General features: G+C 65.5%; 13 protein-coding genes. 2 read left to right on the forward strand and 11 right to left on the reverse strand.

From position 1 onward, the window contains the following. Positions 1-64: 64 nt before the first annotated feature. The 6 genes from SH602x_RS21625 to ubiE form a co-directional block, all read right to left on the reverse strand. Entirely contained in the window at positions 65-658 is a 594-nt protein-coding gene (locus SH602x_RS21625) for an REP-associated tyrosine transposase (RefSeq protein ID WP_479474261.1), read from the reverse strand. A gap of 135 nt (positions 659-793) precedes the next feature. Further along, positions 794-1,936: an aminofutalosine synthase MqnE gene (gene mqnE / locus SH602x_RS21630; protein ID WP_479474262.1), complete on the reverse strand. Its 1,143-nt coding sequence runs from the start codon at positions 1,934-1,936 to the stop codon at positions 794-796. A gap of 199 nt (positions 1,937-2,135) precedes the next feature. Next, positions 2,136-2,642: a hypothetical protein gene (locus SH602x_RS21635; protein WP_479474263.1), complete on the reverse strand. Its 507-nt coding sequence runs from the start codon at positions 2,640-2,642 to the stop codon at positions 2,136-2,138. A gap of 305 nt (positions 2,643-2,947) precedes the next feature. After that, complete coding sequence (locus SH602x_RS21640; RefSeq protein WP_479474264.1) at positions 2,948-3,892, reverse strand: UbiA-like polyprenyltransferase; 945 nt, start codon at positions 3,890-3,892, stop codon at positions 2,948-2,950. Next, positions 3,889-4,575 carry a UbiX family flavin prenyltransferase gene (locus tag SH602x_RS21645; RefSeq protein ID WP_479474265.1) on the reverse strand — a complete coding sequence of 229 codons (687 nt, stop codon included), beginning with the start codon at positions 4,573-4,575 and terminating at the stop codon, positions 3,889-3,891. Before SH602x_RS21645 ends, SH602x_RS21640 begins: the two co-directional genes overlap by 4 nt. Further along, the gene (ubiE, locus tag SH602x_RS21650) at positions 4,572-5,285 is read right to left on the reverse strand and encodes a bifunctional demethylmenaquinone methyltransferase/2-methoxy-6-polyprenyl-1,4-benzoquinol methylase UbiE (RefSeq protein WP_479471043.1); all 714 of its coding nucleotides are present in this window, start codon (positions 5,283-5,285) and stop codon (positions 4,572-4,574) included. Before ubiE ends, SH602x_RS21645 begins: the two co-directional genes overlap by 4 nt. Before the next feature lie 214 nt (positions 5,286-5,499). On the opposite strand from ubiE, the gene SH602x_RS21655 reads away from it, so the two are divergent. Further along, positions 5,500-6,291 (forward strand): 2-phosphosulfolactate phosphatase, encoded by a 792-nt coding sequence (locus tag SH602x_RS21655; protein WP_479474266.1) that lies wholly within the window; start codon positions 5,500-5,502, stop codon positions 6,289-6,291. A gap of 36 nt (positions 6,292-6,327) precedes the next feature. On the opposite strand, the gene SH602x_RS21660 is transcribed toward SH602x_RS21655, so the two are convergent. The 5 genes from SH602x_RS21660 to SH602x_RS21680 form a co-directional block, all read right to left on the reverse strand. Beyond that, positions 6,328-7,737, reverse strand: a complete 1,410-nt coding sequence (locus SH602x_RS21660) for a tetratricopeptide repeat protein (RefSeq protein WP_479474267.1) — start codon at positions 7,735-7,737, stop codon at positions 6,328-6,330. Positions 7,738-7,917: 180 nt separating this feature from the next. Further along, positions 7,918-8,751, reverse strand: coding sequence for a DUF4394 domain-containing protein (locus SH602x_RS21665; RefSeq protein WP_479474268.1), 834 nt, complete (start codon positions 8,749-8,751; stop codon positions 7,918-7,920). A 68-nt stretch (positions 8,752-8,819) separates the two neighbouring features. Continuing rightward, positions 8,820-10,187 carry a DUF4331 family protein gene (locus tag SH602x_RS21670; RefSeq protein ID WP_479474269.1) on the reverse strand — a complete coding sequence of 456 codons (1,368 nt, stop codon included), beginning with the start codon at positions 10,185-10,187 and terminating at the stop codon, positions 8,820-8,822. A gap of 258 nt (positions 10,188-10,445) precedes the next feature. After that, the gene (locus SH602x_RS21675) at positions 10,446-11,237 is read right to left on the reverse strand and encodes an anti-sigma factor domain-containing protein (protein ID WP_479474270.1); all 792 of its coding nucleotides are present in this window, start codon (positions 11,235-11,237) and stop codon (positions 10,446-10,448) included. Then, positions 11,234-11,833, reverse strand: a complete 600-nt coding sequence (locus tag SH602x_RS21680; RefSeq protein ID WP_479474271.1) for a sigma-70 family RNA polymerase sigma factor — start codon at positions 11,831-11,833, stop codon at positions 11,234-11,236. The genes SH602x_RS21675 and SH602x_RS21680 overlap by 4 nt, the downstream gene beginning before the upstream one ends. 296 nt (positions 11,834-12,129) lie before the next feature. Here SH602x_RS21680 and SH602x_RS21685 point away from each other — a divergent pair, with 296 nt between their 5' ends. Then, the gene (locus tag SH602x_RS21685) at positions 12,130-13,737 is read left to right on the forward strand and encodes a glycine--tRNA ligase (protein WP_479477129.1); all 1,608 of its coding nucleotides are present in this window, start codon (positions 12,130-12,132) and stop codon (positions 13,735-13,737) included. The last annotated feature ends 129 nt before the right edge of the window (positions 13,738-13,866 follow it).

The raw sequence follows: 13,866 nt of genomic DNA on the forward strand, positions 1-13,866 counted from the left end.
CGGCTCCGCGGCTGCTTTCGAATCGGCGGCCGGCCTCCAAAGAAGTCCGAATCATGTCGTCGTCTCAAGCCTCCTCGAACCTCGGCAGCGACTCCCGGTCGATACGGAGCGGACCGGTACCCGGTTTCTCATACTCTGAGGCGCTCGAATAGCGCCATTCGGTCGCTCGCTCGCACAGAAGTCGTCGCACCGGATTCGCATGCACGTATTCGATCGTCGCCAGCAGGGTCCTGGGATCGACGAGGTTTCGATCGAACCCTCCGCCGCGTTGCCAGAACCGGTGCGATACCGTTCCGTTCGGCTGACGGTCTTCCATCCGACGAAGGAAGTCCGGCGCCGCGTGACGAACGTATGCCAAGGCTCGCGTCGAGACGGACTGCTTGAGCGTTTTGAGAATCGCGCTGATCGAGTAATCAGGTTGCGTCGGCCAGACGACGAGGTGGACGTGCTCCGGCATCAGTACGTACGCCCACAGATGCAATGCGTGGCGCTCTCTGGTCCGTTCGATCGCGTCGATCGTCCAGCGGCAGGTCCGTTCTTTCGCCAGAAACGGCTGTCGTCGAAAGCACGAGAACGTCAGGAAGTGGGCGTGTCCCGCTCTGTCGAACGTGCGACGAAGCTTGCGATGCGGCTCCTGATCGTCGTCGGGTTGAGTCATCGCTGTCCCAGCCTTACTGAAACGCCGAATGCCGATTCGCTTCCAGCCGCGGATTCGGCATGCCCACCCTGCTGCGCGATGTGGGCATGGCACACGGACAAACGCCGCGACCGACTGAAGTTCGCCATCGACTCGCTACGCCGTGACGATCTCCTCCCCCACGCTCCAGGCGTTGGGCGTCGCGGCGTCGCGGACGATCTTGCGGTAGAGCGTGTCGCGTTCGACGGGTTCGCGGCCCGCTTCGCGGAGGATGCCTTCGATCTGCTCGACGGTCAGCAGCTCGGGCGTCTCGGCGCCGGCGTCGTGATAGATCAGCTCGTGCCGCACCGTACCGTCCAGGTCGTCCGCGCCGTAGGCGAGCGCCGTCTGGGCCGTGCCGATGCCGAGCATGATCCAGTACGCCTTGATATGCGCGACGTTATCCAGATAAAGCCGGCTGACCGCCATCGTGCGGAGGTCCATCGCGGCGCTCGGCTTCTTCAGATAATCGAGCTTCGTGTTCTCCGGATGGAAGGCCAGCGGGATGAACGTCTGGAAGCCGCCCGTCTCGTCCTGAAGCTGACGCAGCTTTTCGAGATGGTCGATGCGATGGTAGGCCGTCTCCAGATGGCCGTACAGCATTGTGCAGTTCGAACGAATGCCGAGGTTGTGCGCCTCCCGGTGGATCTCGATCCACTTGGAGGAGTCGGCCTTATGCTCGCAGATCTGCCGGCGAACCTCGGGATGAAAGATCTCCGCCCCGCCGCCGGGCAGGCTGCCCAGGCCGGCGTCCTTCAAGATTTCGAGAATCTCGCGGACGGACTTCTTGGTCAGGAATTCGAACCAGTTGATTTCGACGCCGGTCCACGCCTTGAGGTGCAGATCGGGGTAGGCGTCGTGCAGGATCCGGACGATGTGGACGTACCAGTCGAAGCCCCGCTGATGATGCAGGCCGCCGACGATGTGCATTTCGGTGCAGCCGTTGTCGACCGCTTCCTGGCCGCGGGCGAGGATCTGCTCGTCGCTCATCGCGTAGCCCTTCGGATCCCGCAGATCGGATCGGAAGGCACAGAACCGGCAGCGATAGATGCAGACGTTCGTCGGGTTGAGGTGGGTGTTGATGTTGTAGTAGGCGAAGTTGCCGTTCTTCCGTTCCCGGACGACGTTCGCCAGCGCCCCCACCTCGTGCAGCGGCACGTCGGGCTCGTACAGGAAGACGCCGTCGTCGAAATTGAGGCGTTCGCCCCGCTCGACCTTGTTGCGGATCTGGTTCAGTCGCGTCGCCGTTTCAGTCTTCATCGCGTTTCCGTTCGATTCCGCCCGCTATCTGAGCGGGGGACGTAAGTCCCCCGAGGCATGGGAGCCAAAAATAGTTCGGACTCGGGGGGTTCACGCCCTCCCGCTCAGAGACGTGGCTATTTCCTTCCCGCGTCGGGCGGGGCAGCTTTCACTTTCGTCCCCTGCGACAAACGGTCAAGGCGGGGCAGGGCAGGGGGGGTCAGGCGTAGGGGTTCGTCGGATCGACCTTTTTCAGCGGAGCGCTCGGCGTCGCGTAGGTCGGAACGATCCCCGCGGCTCCCCGTTCTACCTGGCCCTTGAGATCCCAGAACTTCACCAGCAGGATGATCACCAGGACGAACCACGCCAGCGCGGCGACGTATTGCACCAGCGGAACGACCGAGAACACCGCGCACAGGCAAAACCACAAGGCCAGGCCGGCGCCGCAGTCGCCGTTCTGATGGTTGCCCGTCGCGTGGAAATAGCGCTGGTAGCCGCTGGCGATCTTCGGAAAAACGAAAAAGTTCCAGACCAGCGGAAAGCAGGGAATCAGCAGCAGCCAGACGAGGCCCGGTTCGACCTCGCGAAACTGCCGCGGAATGGCCGCCGCGGTCTTGGCCGTGACCCAGCAGATGAAGGCCTGAATGCCGAGGCCGATCAGCATCGCGCCCGCCATCACGGCGAGCACGACGATCAGTTCGATGAGTTCCGGATCGGTCTGTTGCATCGTCACCCTCGGCTCCCTGGCTGCCGTTCGTCGCACGCCCGCGACGGGGGCGGACCGAGCGGATTCTAAACAGGGGGCCGGACGGGCGATATGGCGATGCTGGCGCGATTTGTGTGTGCCATGGCTGGCTTGTCCAGCCGTGCCGGAAGCAGGAAAGTAGCTCCACTCAAGGTTCGAAAGATTCGGCTCGGCTCTGAATCGAACGACTCCGGCGAATCCGTACGCACGTCGCACGGCTGGACAAGCCAGCCATGGCACACGGGACCGTTGCCGCGCTGCACCGGATCGGGATAACCCAACACATCTCAAGTGAAAAGAGCCGCCCGGCCGCATTCCATCGCGACCAGCACGAACAGGCCGAGGCTGATCACGGCGTTCGTGTGGAAGAAGGCCTGATTCACGCGGGAGAGATCGTCGGGCCGCACGATCGCATGCTGATACAGCAGCAGGCCCGCCGTCGCCGCGACGCCCAGCCCGTAGATCCATCCCAGCGGAAGTTCCGGCCCGCCCAGCGTCGCCGACCAGGGCAACGCCGCGAAGAAGGCGAGGCAGAACGCATGCAGCGCCGCAGCGATGCGCAGCGCTCCGGCGACCCCGAACCGCGAGGGGATGCTGTGGAGGCCCGAACGCCGATCGAATTCGGCGTCCTGACATGCATACAGGATGTCGAACCCGGCGACCCAGAACAGCACGCCGGCGCTCAGCAGCACGGAGGGGATCAGCTCTCGCGGATCGGCGACGACCTGCTCGCCGCGAATCGCGCTCCAGGCACAGACCGGAGCGAGGGCGAGCGCCGTGCCGAGCCAGAGATGGGCCAGCGACGTGAACCGCTTCGCGAAGCTGTAGCCGCATAGAAACAGCAGCACCGGCGCCGCGAGCGCTACGGGCAACCAGTTGGGCCAGAAGAGCAGGGCGCCTGCGAAAAACGTCAGCCCGGAGACGAGCGTGAACGCCCAGACTCCGGCGCCGGAAAGGAGTCCCGCGGGAAGGTGCCGGCCCGCGGTGCGGGGGTTGGCCGCGTCGATCTTCCGATCGGCGAGCCGGTTGAACGCCATCGCCGCCGAGCGGGCCGCGGCCATGCAGACCAGCACGCCCAGCAGATCCCGCCAGCGAAAGGCTCCGTCGCCCTGCTGTTGCGAAACCGTCCAGGCCAGCAGACTGCTCGCGAGCGCGAACGGCAGGGCGAAGACCGTGTGGCTGAAACGGATCAGTTCCAGGTAATGCCGCACGCCGGCGAACAGGCCAGTCATCGCCGTTCCTCGCTGCGCTCGGGTACGACTCCGTTCGCGTCCGGCGAACCCCACCGCCGCATCAGATCGTGGCGAATGCGAAGCTGGTCCAGGATCCGCGCGACGATGAAATCGACCAGGTCCTCCAGACGCGTGACGCCGTGGTACCAGCCGGGCGACGCGGGAAGAATGATCGCGCCGACTTCCGCCGCGCGCTTCATGTTGTCCAGATGCACCAGCGACAGGGGCGTCTCCCGCGGCACGAGGACCAACGGGCGGCGCTCCTTCAGATGCGCGTCCGCCGCGCGCTCGACCAGGTTATCGCTGGCTCCGTGCGCGACGGCGCTGAGCGTGCCGCCCGAGCAGGGGCAGATCACCATGCCGCGCGTCAGGAAGGAGCCGCTCGCCAGCGGAGCGAGCATGTTCGCATGATGCCAGTAAACCAGCCGATCCGCCGGGACGCGCTTCCCGAGGAACGTCTCCGGATCGAAGCGATCGAGGTCGAGATATCGGCCTGTCTCGTGCAGGAAGACTTCGCGCCCCGAGGGGCTGATCGACAGGTGGACCTGATGCCCCAGTTCGATCAGGACTTCGATCAGGCGCAGGCCGTAGACCGCGCCGCTCGCGCCGGTGAAGCCGACGGCGATCGGCAGTTCGTCGTCCATCACGTAGCGGCTCGCGTTCTCGAATCGCGGTTCGATCATGGCTTCGTCCCGCGATAGATCGAGGCGATGCCGAAGGTCATCGGCGTGACCTTCACGTCGGTCAGTCCCGCCGCCCGCATCCGCTCGGCCAGGGCTTCGCCGGAGGGAAACTGGCTCACGCTCTCGGGCAGGTACTCGTACGCGCGGGAAGGATCGTTCGCCAGCGTCCGACCCACTCGCGGCAGCACGCTCTTGAAGTACCAGGCGTACATCCCCTTCAGCGGCTGCACGCTCGGCATGGAGAACTCGAGCACGACGACGGATCCTCCCGGTCGACAGACGCGAGTCATCTCGGCCAGGCCCTGATCGGTGTCGGCCACGTTCCGCAGGCCGAAGGCGACCGTTACCGCCTGGAACGCGTCGCTGGGAAACGGAAGGCTCTGGGCGTCGGCTTCGACGAAGGTCGTGCGGTCGGAGTAGGGATGCGTCGCCTTTTTCTCTTCCGCGATCTCCAGCATGGGCCGGCAGAAGTCGGCGCCGATGACATCGGTCTGACCCTGCATCTTCTTCGCCAGCGCGAAGGCCAAATCGCCCGTCCCGGTGCAGACGTCCAGAATCGGAACGCCGGGGGTCAGGCCGAGTTCGCGCACCGTCCGGCTCCGCCAGTACCGGTCGACGTTCATCGACAGGACGTGGTTCATCAGGTCGTAGCGTCGCGCGATCGACGCGAACATGCTGCGAACGCGCTGATTCGACTTGTCGACCGTCATCGTGCCGTCGGCAGACGCCCGGGTAGGGCGAGAGAGAAATCGGGAAAGACCCGTCGCCGCCCCGACCGGGGCAGCGCAGGGGGCGCTACGTTAAGGACCGTCCGTCCGCGACAGCCGGACGGCGAACCCTCTTCGTTCACCGGAATCAGCCGGCGGACGTAACGCGGCCGAACCCTACTCGGGCCTTCGCTCGATCGAACCGACAGGCATCGCCATGACGCCGGTACGGACCTACTTCTTACCATCATCGATCCGACCGGGCGACCTGCAAGGGGCGACGGCGATCGTCGTGGACGTGCTGAGGGCGAGCACGACGCTGATCCAGGCGTTCCAGTCGGGCCTCCGCCGGGCCTACGTCGAAGGGGAGGTCGGCGCCGCCATCGAGCGGACCGCGGCGCTTCGTCGCACGCTCGGTAAAGAGGCCGTTCTGCTGGGCGGCGAGCGAAAGGGAATCCGCCTGCCGGGCTTCGACCTGGGCAACTCGCCGGCGGAGTACGACCCGGAAACGGTCGACGGAAAGACGCTGGTCTTCACCACGACGAACGGCACCCGCGCGCTGCTGGCGAGCCAGGAGGCGTCGCGGATCGTCTTCGGCGCCTTCACGAATCTCGCAGCGATCCGGATGCTCCTCATGCAGCGGGCACCGATCGCCATCGTCTGCGCCGGCACCGACGGCGAGGTGACGTGGGAGGACGTCCTCTTCGCGGGCGCTCTGGCCGATCGGCTGCTGGGGGGAGCGGTCGACCTGCCGAGCAGTTTCGACGAACTTCCGCCCGGTTACGACGACGCCACGCGGATCGCGATCGGCGCCTGGCGGGAGTTCGCGACGTCGACCGGCCTGCGGGTCCCGCTCGCGTCGCTCTTCGCCGAATCGCTGGGCGGGCGGAACCTGATCGAACTCGGGATGGAGAGCGACCTGTTCCTCGCCGCCCAGATCGACAAATCCGCCTTCGTCCCCACGTGGAATCCCGACGAACGGGCGATCGAAGCCGTGGCGCTGGTGTAGCCTGGACTGCCGCTGTTCCCTGGGAGCGAGGCCCATTCAATCGGCGGCGACGGCTCGCATCTTCTCCAGCGTCGCTTTCGCCTCGACCGCTTCGAGCGGCGCGAACGCGGGATCGATCTTCAGCGCCCGGGCGAGCAGTTCTTCGGCGCGAGCGAAGTCCTTGCGCTGGAATGCGATCATGCCCGCGTGAAAGAAGAGCAGCGGGTCCTGCGTGCCGGGCTCGAGCGCTTGCGCGATCGCCTGCTGGGCTACGTCGAACTTCCCGTTGCGGTAGAGCGCCCACGCGAGCGTGTCGTGGGCGTAGACGTCCTGCCGGGTCTCGGCGTCATACCGGGCGAACTCCAGCGCCTGTTCGCTGCGGACGCCGCGCGCGGAATAGATGCGCGAGGCTTCGCGACGATGGGCTTTCCCGGCGCTGCTGGCGGCCTCTTCGTCGATCGACGCGTCCAGTTCGGCGTAGACCTCCGCCGCGTCGGCTTCGCGACCGAGGCGCTTCAGAAGATCGCCGTACTGAACCACCAGCGGCGGGGCCGGCAGAATTCCGACCGCCTGCTCGTACAGTTCGACCGCTTCGTCGGTGCGACCTTGTGCTGCCCGCACGGCGGCGAGCCCCGCCATCGCCTGCGCGTCGCCGGGCGACAGTTCCAGCGCCAGGAGGAATTGTTCGGCCGCTGCGTCTTTGCGGCCTGCTTTCGAGAGAATCGAACCGAGCCGCCAGCGATACCACGCGACACTATCGGCGGGCCGGCCTTCCTCGACCTCGCGACGGACGGCTTCTTCGATCGCGGCGACCGCTGCATCGGTCTGGCCTCGCATCTCGGCCAGATGGGCCGTCCTCGCGAGAACCGCCGGCGCCTGGCTCTGCTCCGCCAGCTTCCCGTACGCATCGGCCGCTTCGTCATAGCGTCCGAGTTCGAGCAGCGCGTCGCCCGCGACGGCGAGCGTCTTCGGATCTTCCGGCGTTTCTTTCAAGTCGACCTCAATCGCGTCGAGCGCTTCGGCGAATCGGTGCTGCGCCTGAAGAGCTTCGGAGAGAAACAGCCGAGCCGCGCGCGACTTCGGATCGCGTTCGAGCGTTTCGCGGAACAACGCCTCCGCGCGCTCGTAGGCGGAGAAATCGTCGTCCTCGCGTGCCTGGCGCAGGTAGAGCTGGCCGAGCGTGATCCGGCTGGCCGTATCGCCCGCGCTGGCAGCCACGCGACGCTCGAACATGGCGATCGAAGTCGCCGTCGGCAGCAAGCCGCTCTTCGGAGCGAATCGCGTCTCCGGCTCTTCCGACGACCCTTCGTCATCGTCGTCGGCGGTCTGCTTCGCTTCGACGGTCGGATCCGCGCCGGCCGGCGACGGTTCGTCAGAGCGGGCGATCGAAGGCGAACCGACGTTCGCCGCGAACGCGGAGCAGAGCAGGCAGGTCGCGAGGCCGCGCTGCCGGATTCCGAAGATCATCGAGGCGCTCCGAGAGAAATAAATCGCGTCTCGCGAAACTGCAGCGGCCTGTGCGTTGAATACGCAGCGATTCAGATCGCCGGGAACGCTACATGTGAGTGCGACACGCACTAGAAGCAGCGCCAAGGCCGCGATCGCGACCAGGGCGCAAATGAAGTTCGCGAGAAGTGCGGCGGAATCTTACGGCATGACCGTCAGGCCCGAGAGCGGGAAGAACCCGAGCGCCGGGACGCCGAGTTCGATCGCAGCTCCCGAGTTCTGGTTGATGCGATAGATGCGCTGCCCGCCGTCGACGGTCAGAACCGCGAAGGCGGTTCCCGTCGCGGAGACGTCGAACCCGCCCACGGCGGATGCGTCGACGCCGAGCCGCCCGATCGTCTCGAGCGTGCCCGCGTTGTTGGCGACGGTGACGACCGAGTCGAGGTCGACGTCGATCCCGCGCTGCAGCGTCGCGGTCGCTCCGTCCACGTTATTGTCGTACGCGATGTGAGCGACCGCCGGATTCGCGTTCTGGTTCCGGTCGCCGTCGGCATAGAACAGGTCCGTCGCCAGGGTGGTCGTCCCGTCGTTCGGATTGAAGACGATATTCTGATCCGCGGTGGACACGAGCCGAATCCGATCGATCGTCGGATTGAAGTCCATCCCGAACTCCGTACCGCGCGGATTCCGCAGGCCGTTGAATTCCGGACCGACGGCAGTCGCCTGGATGGAGGGGCCGCCGTCGTCTTCCAGCAGGTAGAGCTGCGCGACGCGTCCCTCGACGCCGATCGCATAGAGCTCGCCGGTCGCGGGCCGGAGATCGAGGCCCATCAGAAGCTGCCCCTCGCCGACGCCGAGAATCTTCTGAATCCGGACCAGCGGCTCGGTAGCTTCCGAGTCGATTTCGATCAGCACGGGCACGAACGTGACCGACGAGAGAGCCTTCAATCGTTCCGCCGAGGCTGTCGAGACGCCTGCCGCGCCGGCGACGATCGCCAGCGCCGTCGCGGCGCGAAGAATAATGGTTCGATGCATGGGAGTCATCCTCAGATGTTCGGGTTCGAAGCTTCAGAGAGCGCGAGAGCGAGATCGCGAGCGGACGATCAGTCGCCGCCGCCGGTCAGGCTCCGCAGATCCCGGACTTGAACGCGATACGCGGCGAGAGCGTCGGCGCTCGCCTGAGCCGCTCCGGGCGCCGTTCCGCCGGATGGTTGATTGACGTTGAACTCGATGAAGAAGTACGCGAAGTATTCGAGCTCCGCGGCCGTCTGCCGCAGATTGGCGTACTGCGCCACGTCCTGTCCGGTGAAGTACCGAACCTGGACCTTCTCCGCCTCGAGCGCGTAGAGATAGGCGTAGTACGCGTAGGCGCTCGCGTAGGCGGCGAACGGGTTCGACGTATCGGCCTGATACGCGGCGTCCACCGAGAGAAACGCTTGACGCGGCAGCGTCGTGAGCTGGTCCGCCAGGGGACGGCGATCGATGAATCGTTCCCGCGTCTTCGCCAGGTAGGGGAAGTCTCTCGGGAAGCTGCGATCATTCGCGTCGACGCCGTCGGTCGTCAGGCCGCCGTTGGAGAGCAACGTCAGTTCGACGTCGATCACGTCGTCCGACAGGGCTCGACCGTTCGGGAAGGCCGCCGGCACGTCGGCGTCGTACGTCAACAGGTCCGGCAGCAACAGGTTGGCGAGATCGTTCGCGAGCGGGCGGTTACCGCCGTTGTACGTCGCGATCTTGTTCGTCATGACGTCGCCGAAGCGGGCGAAGTCGTTCTGCGGATCGCCCGCGTTGAAGGCGTTCTTGTTCGCGTCCGCGTCGAGCAGGGCGGTCGTGATCGCGGGACGTCCCATGCGATCGAACTGCCGACCGCGAATCGTCGTGCGGGCCCACAGGCCGAACTGCGTCGCGCCGAGCGAGGAGGTGGGCACTTCCAGAATGATCGCCGAGGTGAGGAAGCCCTCGAAGAAATCGTCGCCGGTGAAGTTCAGACCGTCGTTGAAGCCGTTTAGATCGAAGAAGAACGGATCGTCGAAGACGTCAGCGCGGAGCTTGCCGCCCCCCTGGAGCGAGACGTTCCTGCCCGCGGGACCGGATCCGAGTTCGCCCCCGTCGCTGCTGCGAATCGTGACGATCTGCTCTTCGCCGCGACCCTTCGCGAACGTGATCGAAAAGGTCAGGTCGGCGACCGCGTCCAGATCGCGATCGACGTTGAACTCATAGACGCCGGCCGTGTTGAACGAAGTCGGGCTCAGAACGCCCGCGGCCGGGTTGACCGTCATAACGAAGACGGTCCGGTTCGGATTCCTGGACGACTGAAAGACGTAGAGATCGTTGATATCGAGTCGCCCGTCCGCTTCGACCGAAGGCGAATCGAGATGGTCCGCTCCCCGAACCAGCGACGCGGGAAGGGACAGCGTCGCGAACGCGACCAGTCCGGTCCCTAAAAGAAGCGATCTCGCGCTGAACGACATGGTGGGTCCTTTCGTTGACTTGCTCGGACGAAGCCGAATGATGACGGCGGCTCTGCCGAGCGATTTCGAGGCCACGGATCCGTCGCTATAGAAATAGCTGTCGAAGAATCCGAAGCCGGCCTCGCCTCGAACGGCAGCATGCCGATACCTACGCACGCGCTTCCGATCCGGATTCCGACAATCGCGAGAATCAGGATCGTGCGGCTCAAGCGAGGCCGCAGCAGCGTCGCGCGGACGCGGAGAGACCGGACGGGGCGGTCAGCGGACCGCCCCGGCGAGCAAAATGGGACCGGTGGGCGCGGAAGATTCGCCGATCGGCTCCTCGGTCACCATCGCCGACGCCCACGCGATATCGCCCGCCGGGAGTTCGGCGTCGAACGTCGCCAGACCGTGTGCATCGGGATCGAACGATCCGAGCGAGACCGTTCGCTGGTCTTCCCCGACGGCCCAGAGGCGATAGCTGCTTCCTTCCGCTGCGCGATGCAGTCCACTGGCGAACAGGACCCAGCGATCGCGGTGGTCGTCCCATAGCACGCGACCCCAGGAGAGCTGATCGCCGGCTGCGGTCGGTTTCAGATCGAACCAGCGCGCCTCGCGCGTCCGGATCGCATCCAGGGCAGGGCGGAATCGCTCGTGCTCCGCGGTCAGCTTCGCGAGCTGAGCGTCGCTCTCCAGCGCCCGATAGCGATAGACCAGCCCCTGCGACGCTCCCGCCGCGACGACCAGCAGGACGATGCATGCCAGTCCGGCGACCAGTGCGAAGCGGATCGCTTTCCGGCGTCCTCGGGGAGACTCGGCGAGAGGACGGGGCGCGAGCGAAACCGAAGACGCAGGCAGGCCGGCCATCAGTCGCGGAAGCGCCGACGGCGGCAGCGGCTCGACCGGGAGGAGATCCGCAAGCTGCGCGACGACCGCCTCCATCTCCGCCATGCGGCCCGCGCAAACGACGCATCCCGTCGCGAGATGCTTCTGCAACTCGCGAAGTTCGAACTCGTCGGCAGCGCCAAGAGCTGCCGCGGCGATGATCCCTTCCGCCTGTTCGCAGTTCAAGTTTCTTCCTGCTCTCCGAACGCGCGTTGTAAGGCGTCCCGTAGTCGAGCCAATCCGGTCCGTATGCGAGTCTTGATCGTTCCCAGCGGCGTTTCCAGGCGCTCCGCGATCTCGCGGTGCGTCAATCCTTCGAAAAAAGCCAGGTCGATCGCGATGCGCTGGCTCTCTTCCAGTCCGGCCATGGCTCCTGCGATCGCCTTGCGGCGTTCGTCACGCTCCGCCGCGTCGTCCGGTCGCTCCGCCGTCGGAACGAGGGACGCCGACCCGAGTCGATCCGAGCCCCCGCCCGCATGCGGGCGACCGCCGTGGGCGTCGCGACGCCGTTTGCGGTCGATCGCCCGGCTTCTCGCCAGGAGCGTCAGATAATTACGGGGCGCCGCACGCGACGGATGGTATCGGTCCGATTTTCCCCACGCCTCCCAGAAAACCTCCAGCAGAACGTCTTCCGCCTCCTGCCGGTCGTCGAGAATCCGCACGCAGACGGCGAAGACGATGCCGCCATGACGGCGAAACAGGGTCGTCAACGCGGCGACGTCCTGTTCTCCGATCGCCGCCATCAGGGCGAAATCGTCGCGCTCGTCTTCCGTTTCGGCCAAAACCTCGGTCTCGTCGCGTCGAAGGCGTGCGGATGCGGGAGAAGCGTCACGCATTCTAGTCGGAAGGCGCCGACGTCGCCGCTTCGCCCCGAACCCGCGTTCGCCCCCCGCTCTCCCGCAATTCGACCCCTCCGGTAAACTACTCCTTTCCTTGAGAGCGTCATTCCTCGGGAAGCAGGTATCCAGCGACCCACGGAGGGCTTACGCCCTCCGCTCGCCCAGGGCTGACGCTACACGAGCCTGCAAGCTCGCTTCCGCCGATCCGTTCGATACGCAGAAAGCCATTCGTCATGGAGATGAACGAGCTCGTTTCGCTCGCCAAGCGCCGCGGCTTCCTCTTTCAGTCGAGCGACATCTACGGCGGCTTCCAGGGCTTCTGGGATTACGGACCGCTCGGCGTGGAACTGAAGCGGAACGTGAAGGAAGCCTGGTGGCGGGACATGATCGTCGGCCACGACGTCACGGCGGTGCCGCCGAACGCGCCTGGCGAGTTCGCGATGACCGGCCTCGACTGCGCGATCATCATGCATCCGCAGGTCTGGAAGGTCTCCGGGCACTACGACCTGTTCCACGACCACATGGTCGACTGCCGCGAAACGAAGAAGCGATATCGCTACGACCAGGTCCGCGGTCGCTGGGTCAAGCATCGCGAGGAGACCATCTTCGTCTGCACGCAGGCGGTCACCGAAGAAGAAGAGAGCGACATCCAGCAGAAGGCGCTGAAGCGGTTCAAGCTCCGCGCGAAGAACGCGGACGAACTCTCTTATGAGGGAGACATCGTCTCGCTCGACAAGGTCGGCGTCGCGAACTTCCCGAAGGTGCTCGGTCCCGACGCGAAGGAACTCGGCACGCTGACCGAGCCTCGCGAATTCAACCTGATGTTCAAGACGATCGTCGGCGCGCTCGGCAGCGAAGCGGACGCGGCGTTCCTGCGTCCCGAGACGGCGCAGGGGATCTTCGTCAACTTCAAGAACGTCCTCGACAGCTCGCGGTATCGACTGCCGCTGGGCATCTGTCAGATCGGCAAGTCGTTCCGCAACGAGATCACGCCGCGGAACTTCACATTCCGCTCGCGCGAGTTCGAGCAGATGGAGATCGAGTTCTTCTGCCATCCGAACCAGTCGGAGGAGTGGTATCGCTACTGGCGGAACCGCCGCTTCCAGTGGTATCTCGACCTGGGCCTGAACAGCGACAAGCTCCGCCTGCGCGATCACGACCACGACGAGCTATCGCATTACTCCCGCGGCACGGCGGATATTGAGTACGCGTTCCCCTTCCTGCCCGCCGGCGACTACGGCGAACTCGAAGGGATCGCCCATCGCGGCGACTTCGACCTCCGCAGCCACATGGAAGGGAAGCTCGACCCGAACACGAACCCGCTCGAAGTCGAGAAGGGCGCCGACGGCAAGCCGAAGTGGAAGGGGAGCGGCAAGGATCTGAGCTACCGCGACGACCTGACGGGCGAGCGGTACATCCCGCACGTGATCGAACCCTCCGCAGGCGCCGACCGGGCGACGCTGGCCTTCCTGTGCGAGGCCTACTCCGTCGATCAGGCGCCCGACGACAAGGGCGAGATGCAGGAGCGCGTCGTCATGCGATTTCACCCGCGACTCGCGCCGGTGAAGGCAGCCATCTTCCCGCTGGTGAACAAGGACGGCATGCCGGAGATCGCGACCGACGTCTACCGCGCGCTGAAGAAGGAACTGAACGTCTTCTACGACGACAAGGGCGCCGTCGGTCGTCGCTATCGCCGCCAGGACGAAGCAGGCACGCCCTACTGCGTCACCATCGACGGCCAGACGCTATCCGACAAGACAGTCACCATCCGCGACCGCGACACGCTGGAACAACGCCGCGTGAAGATCGACGACGTCGTCAGCGAGATCGTCCAGGCGGTGAAGTAGGGCGGCCGAGCGTCGATCGACGGACGCGACGAGCAGATCCGTGTGCCACGGCTGGCTTGTCCAGCCGTGCCGAGCCCCTGGACGATGCCGCTATCCGAATCGCCTTTCGCCGAGCGCGCGGCGCTTGAC

The sequence above is a fragment of the Lignipirellula cremea genome, assembly GCF_056501455.1.

What these genes read in the sequence shown, in the direction of transcription:
- SH602x_RS21625 (WP_479474261.1), bottom strand. Translation starts at nt 658, where the DNA reads ATGACTCAACCCGACGACGATCAGGAGCCGCATCGCAAGCTTCGTCGC.
- mqnE (WP_479474262.1), bottom strand. Translation starts at nt 1,936, where the DNA reads ATGAAGACTGAAACGGCGACGCGACTGAACCAGATCCGCAACAAGGTC.
- SH602x_RS21635 (WP_479474263.1), bottom strand. Translation starts at nt 2,642, where the DNA reads ATGCAACAGACCGATCCGGAACTCATCGAACTGATCGTCGTGCTCGCC.
- SH602x_RS21640 (WP_479474264.1), bottom strand. Translation starts at nt 3,892, where the DNA reads ATGACTGGCCTGTTCGCCGGCGTGCGGCATTACCTGGAACTGATCCGT.
- SH602x_RS21645 (WP_479474265.1), bottom strand. Translation starts at nt 4,575, where the DNA reads ATGATCGAACCGCGATTCGAGAACGCGAGCCGCTACGTGATGGACGAC.
- ubiE (WP_479471043.1), bottom strand. Translation starts at nt 5,285, where the DNA reads ATGACGGTCGACAAGTCGAATCAGCGCGTTCGCAGCATGTTCGCGTCG.
- SH602x_RS21655 (WP_479474266.1), top strand. Translation starts at nt 5,500, where the DNA reads ATGACGCCGGTACGGACCTACTTCTTACCATCATCGATCCGACCGGGC.
- SH602x_RS21660 (WP_479474267.1), bottom strand. Translation starts at nt 7,737, where the DNA reads ATGATCTTCGGAATCCGGCAGCGCGGCCTCGCGACCTGCCTGCTCTGC.
- SH602x_RS21665 (WP_479474268.1), bottom strand. Translation starts at nt 8,751, where the DNA reads ATGCATCGAACCATTATTCTTCGCGCCGCGACGGCGCTGGCGATCGTC.
- SH602x_RS21670 (WP_479474269.1), bottom strand. Translation starts at nt 10,187, where the DNA reads ATGTCGTTCAGCGCGAGATCGCTTCTTTTAGGGACCGGACTGGTCGCG.
- SH602x_RS21685 (WP_479477129.1), top strand. Translation starts at nt 12,130, where the DNA reads ATGAACGAGCTCGTTTCGCTCGCCAAGCGCCGCGGCTTCCTCTTTCAG.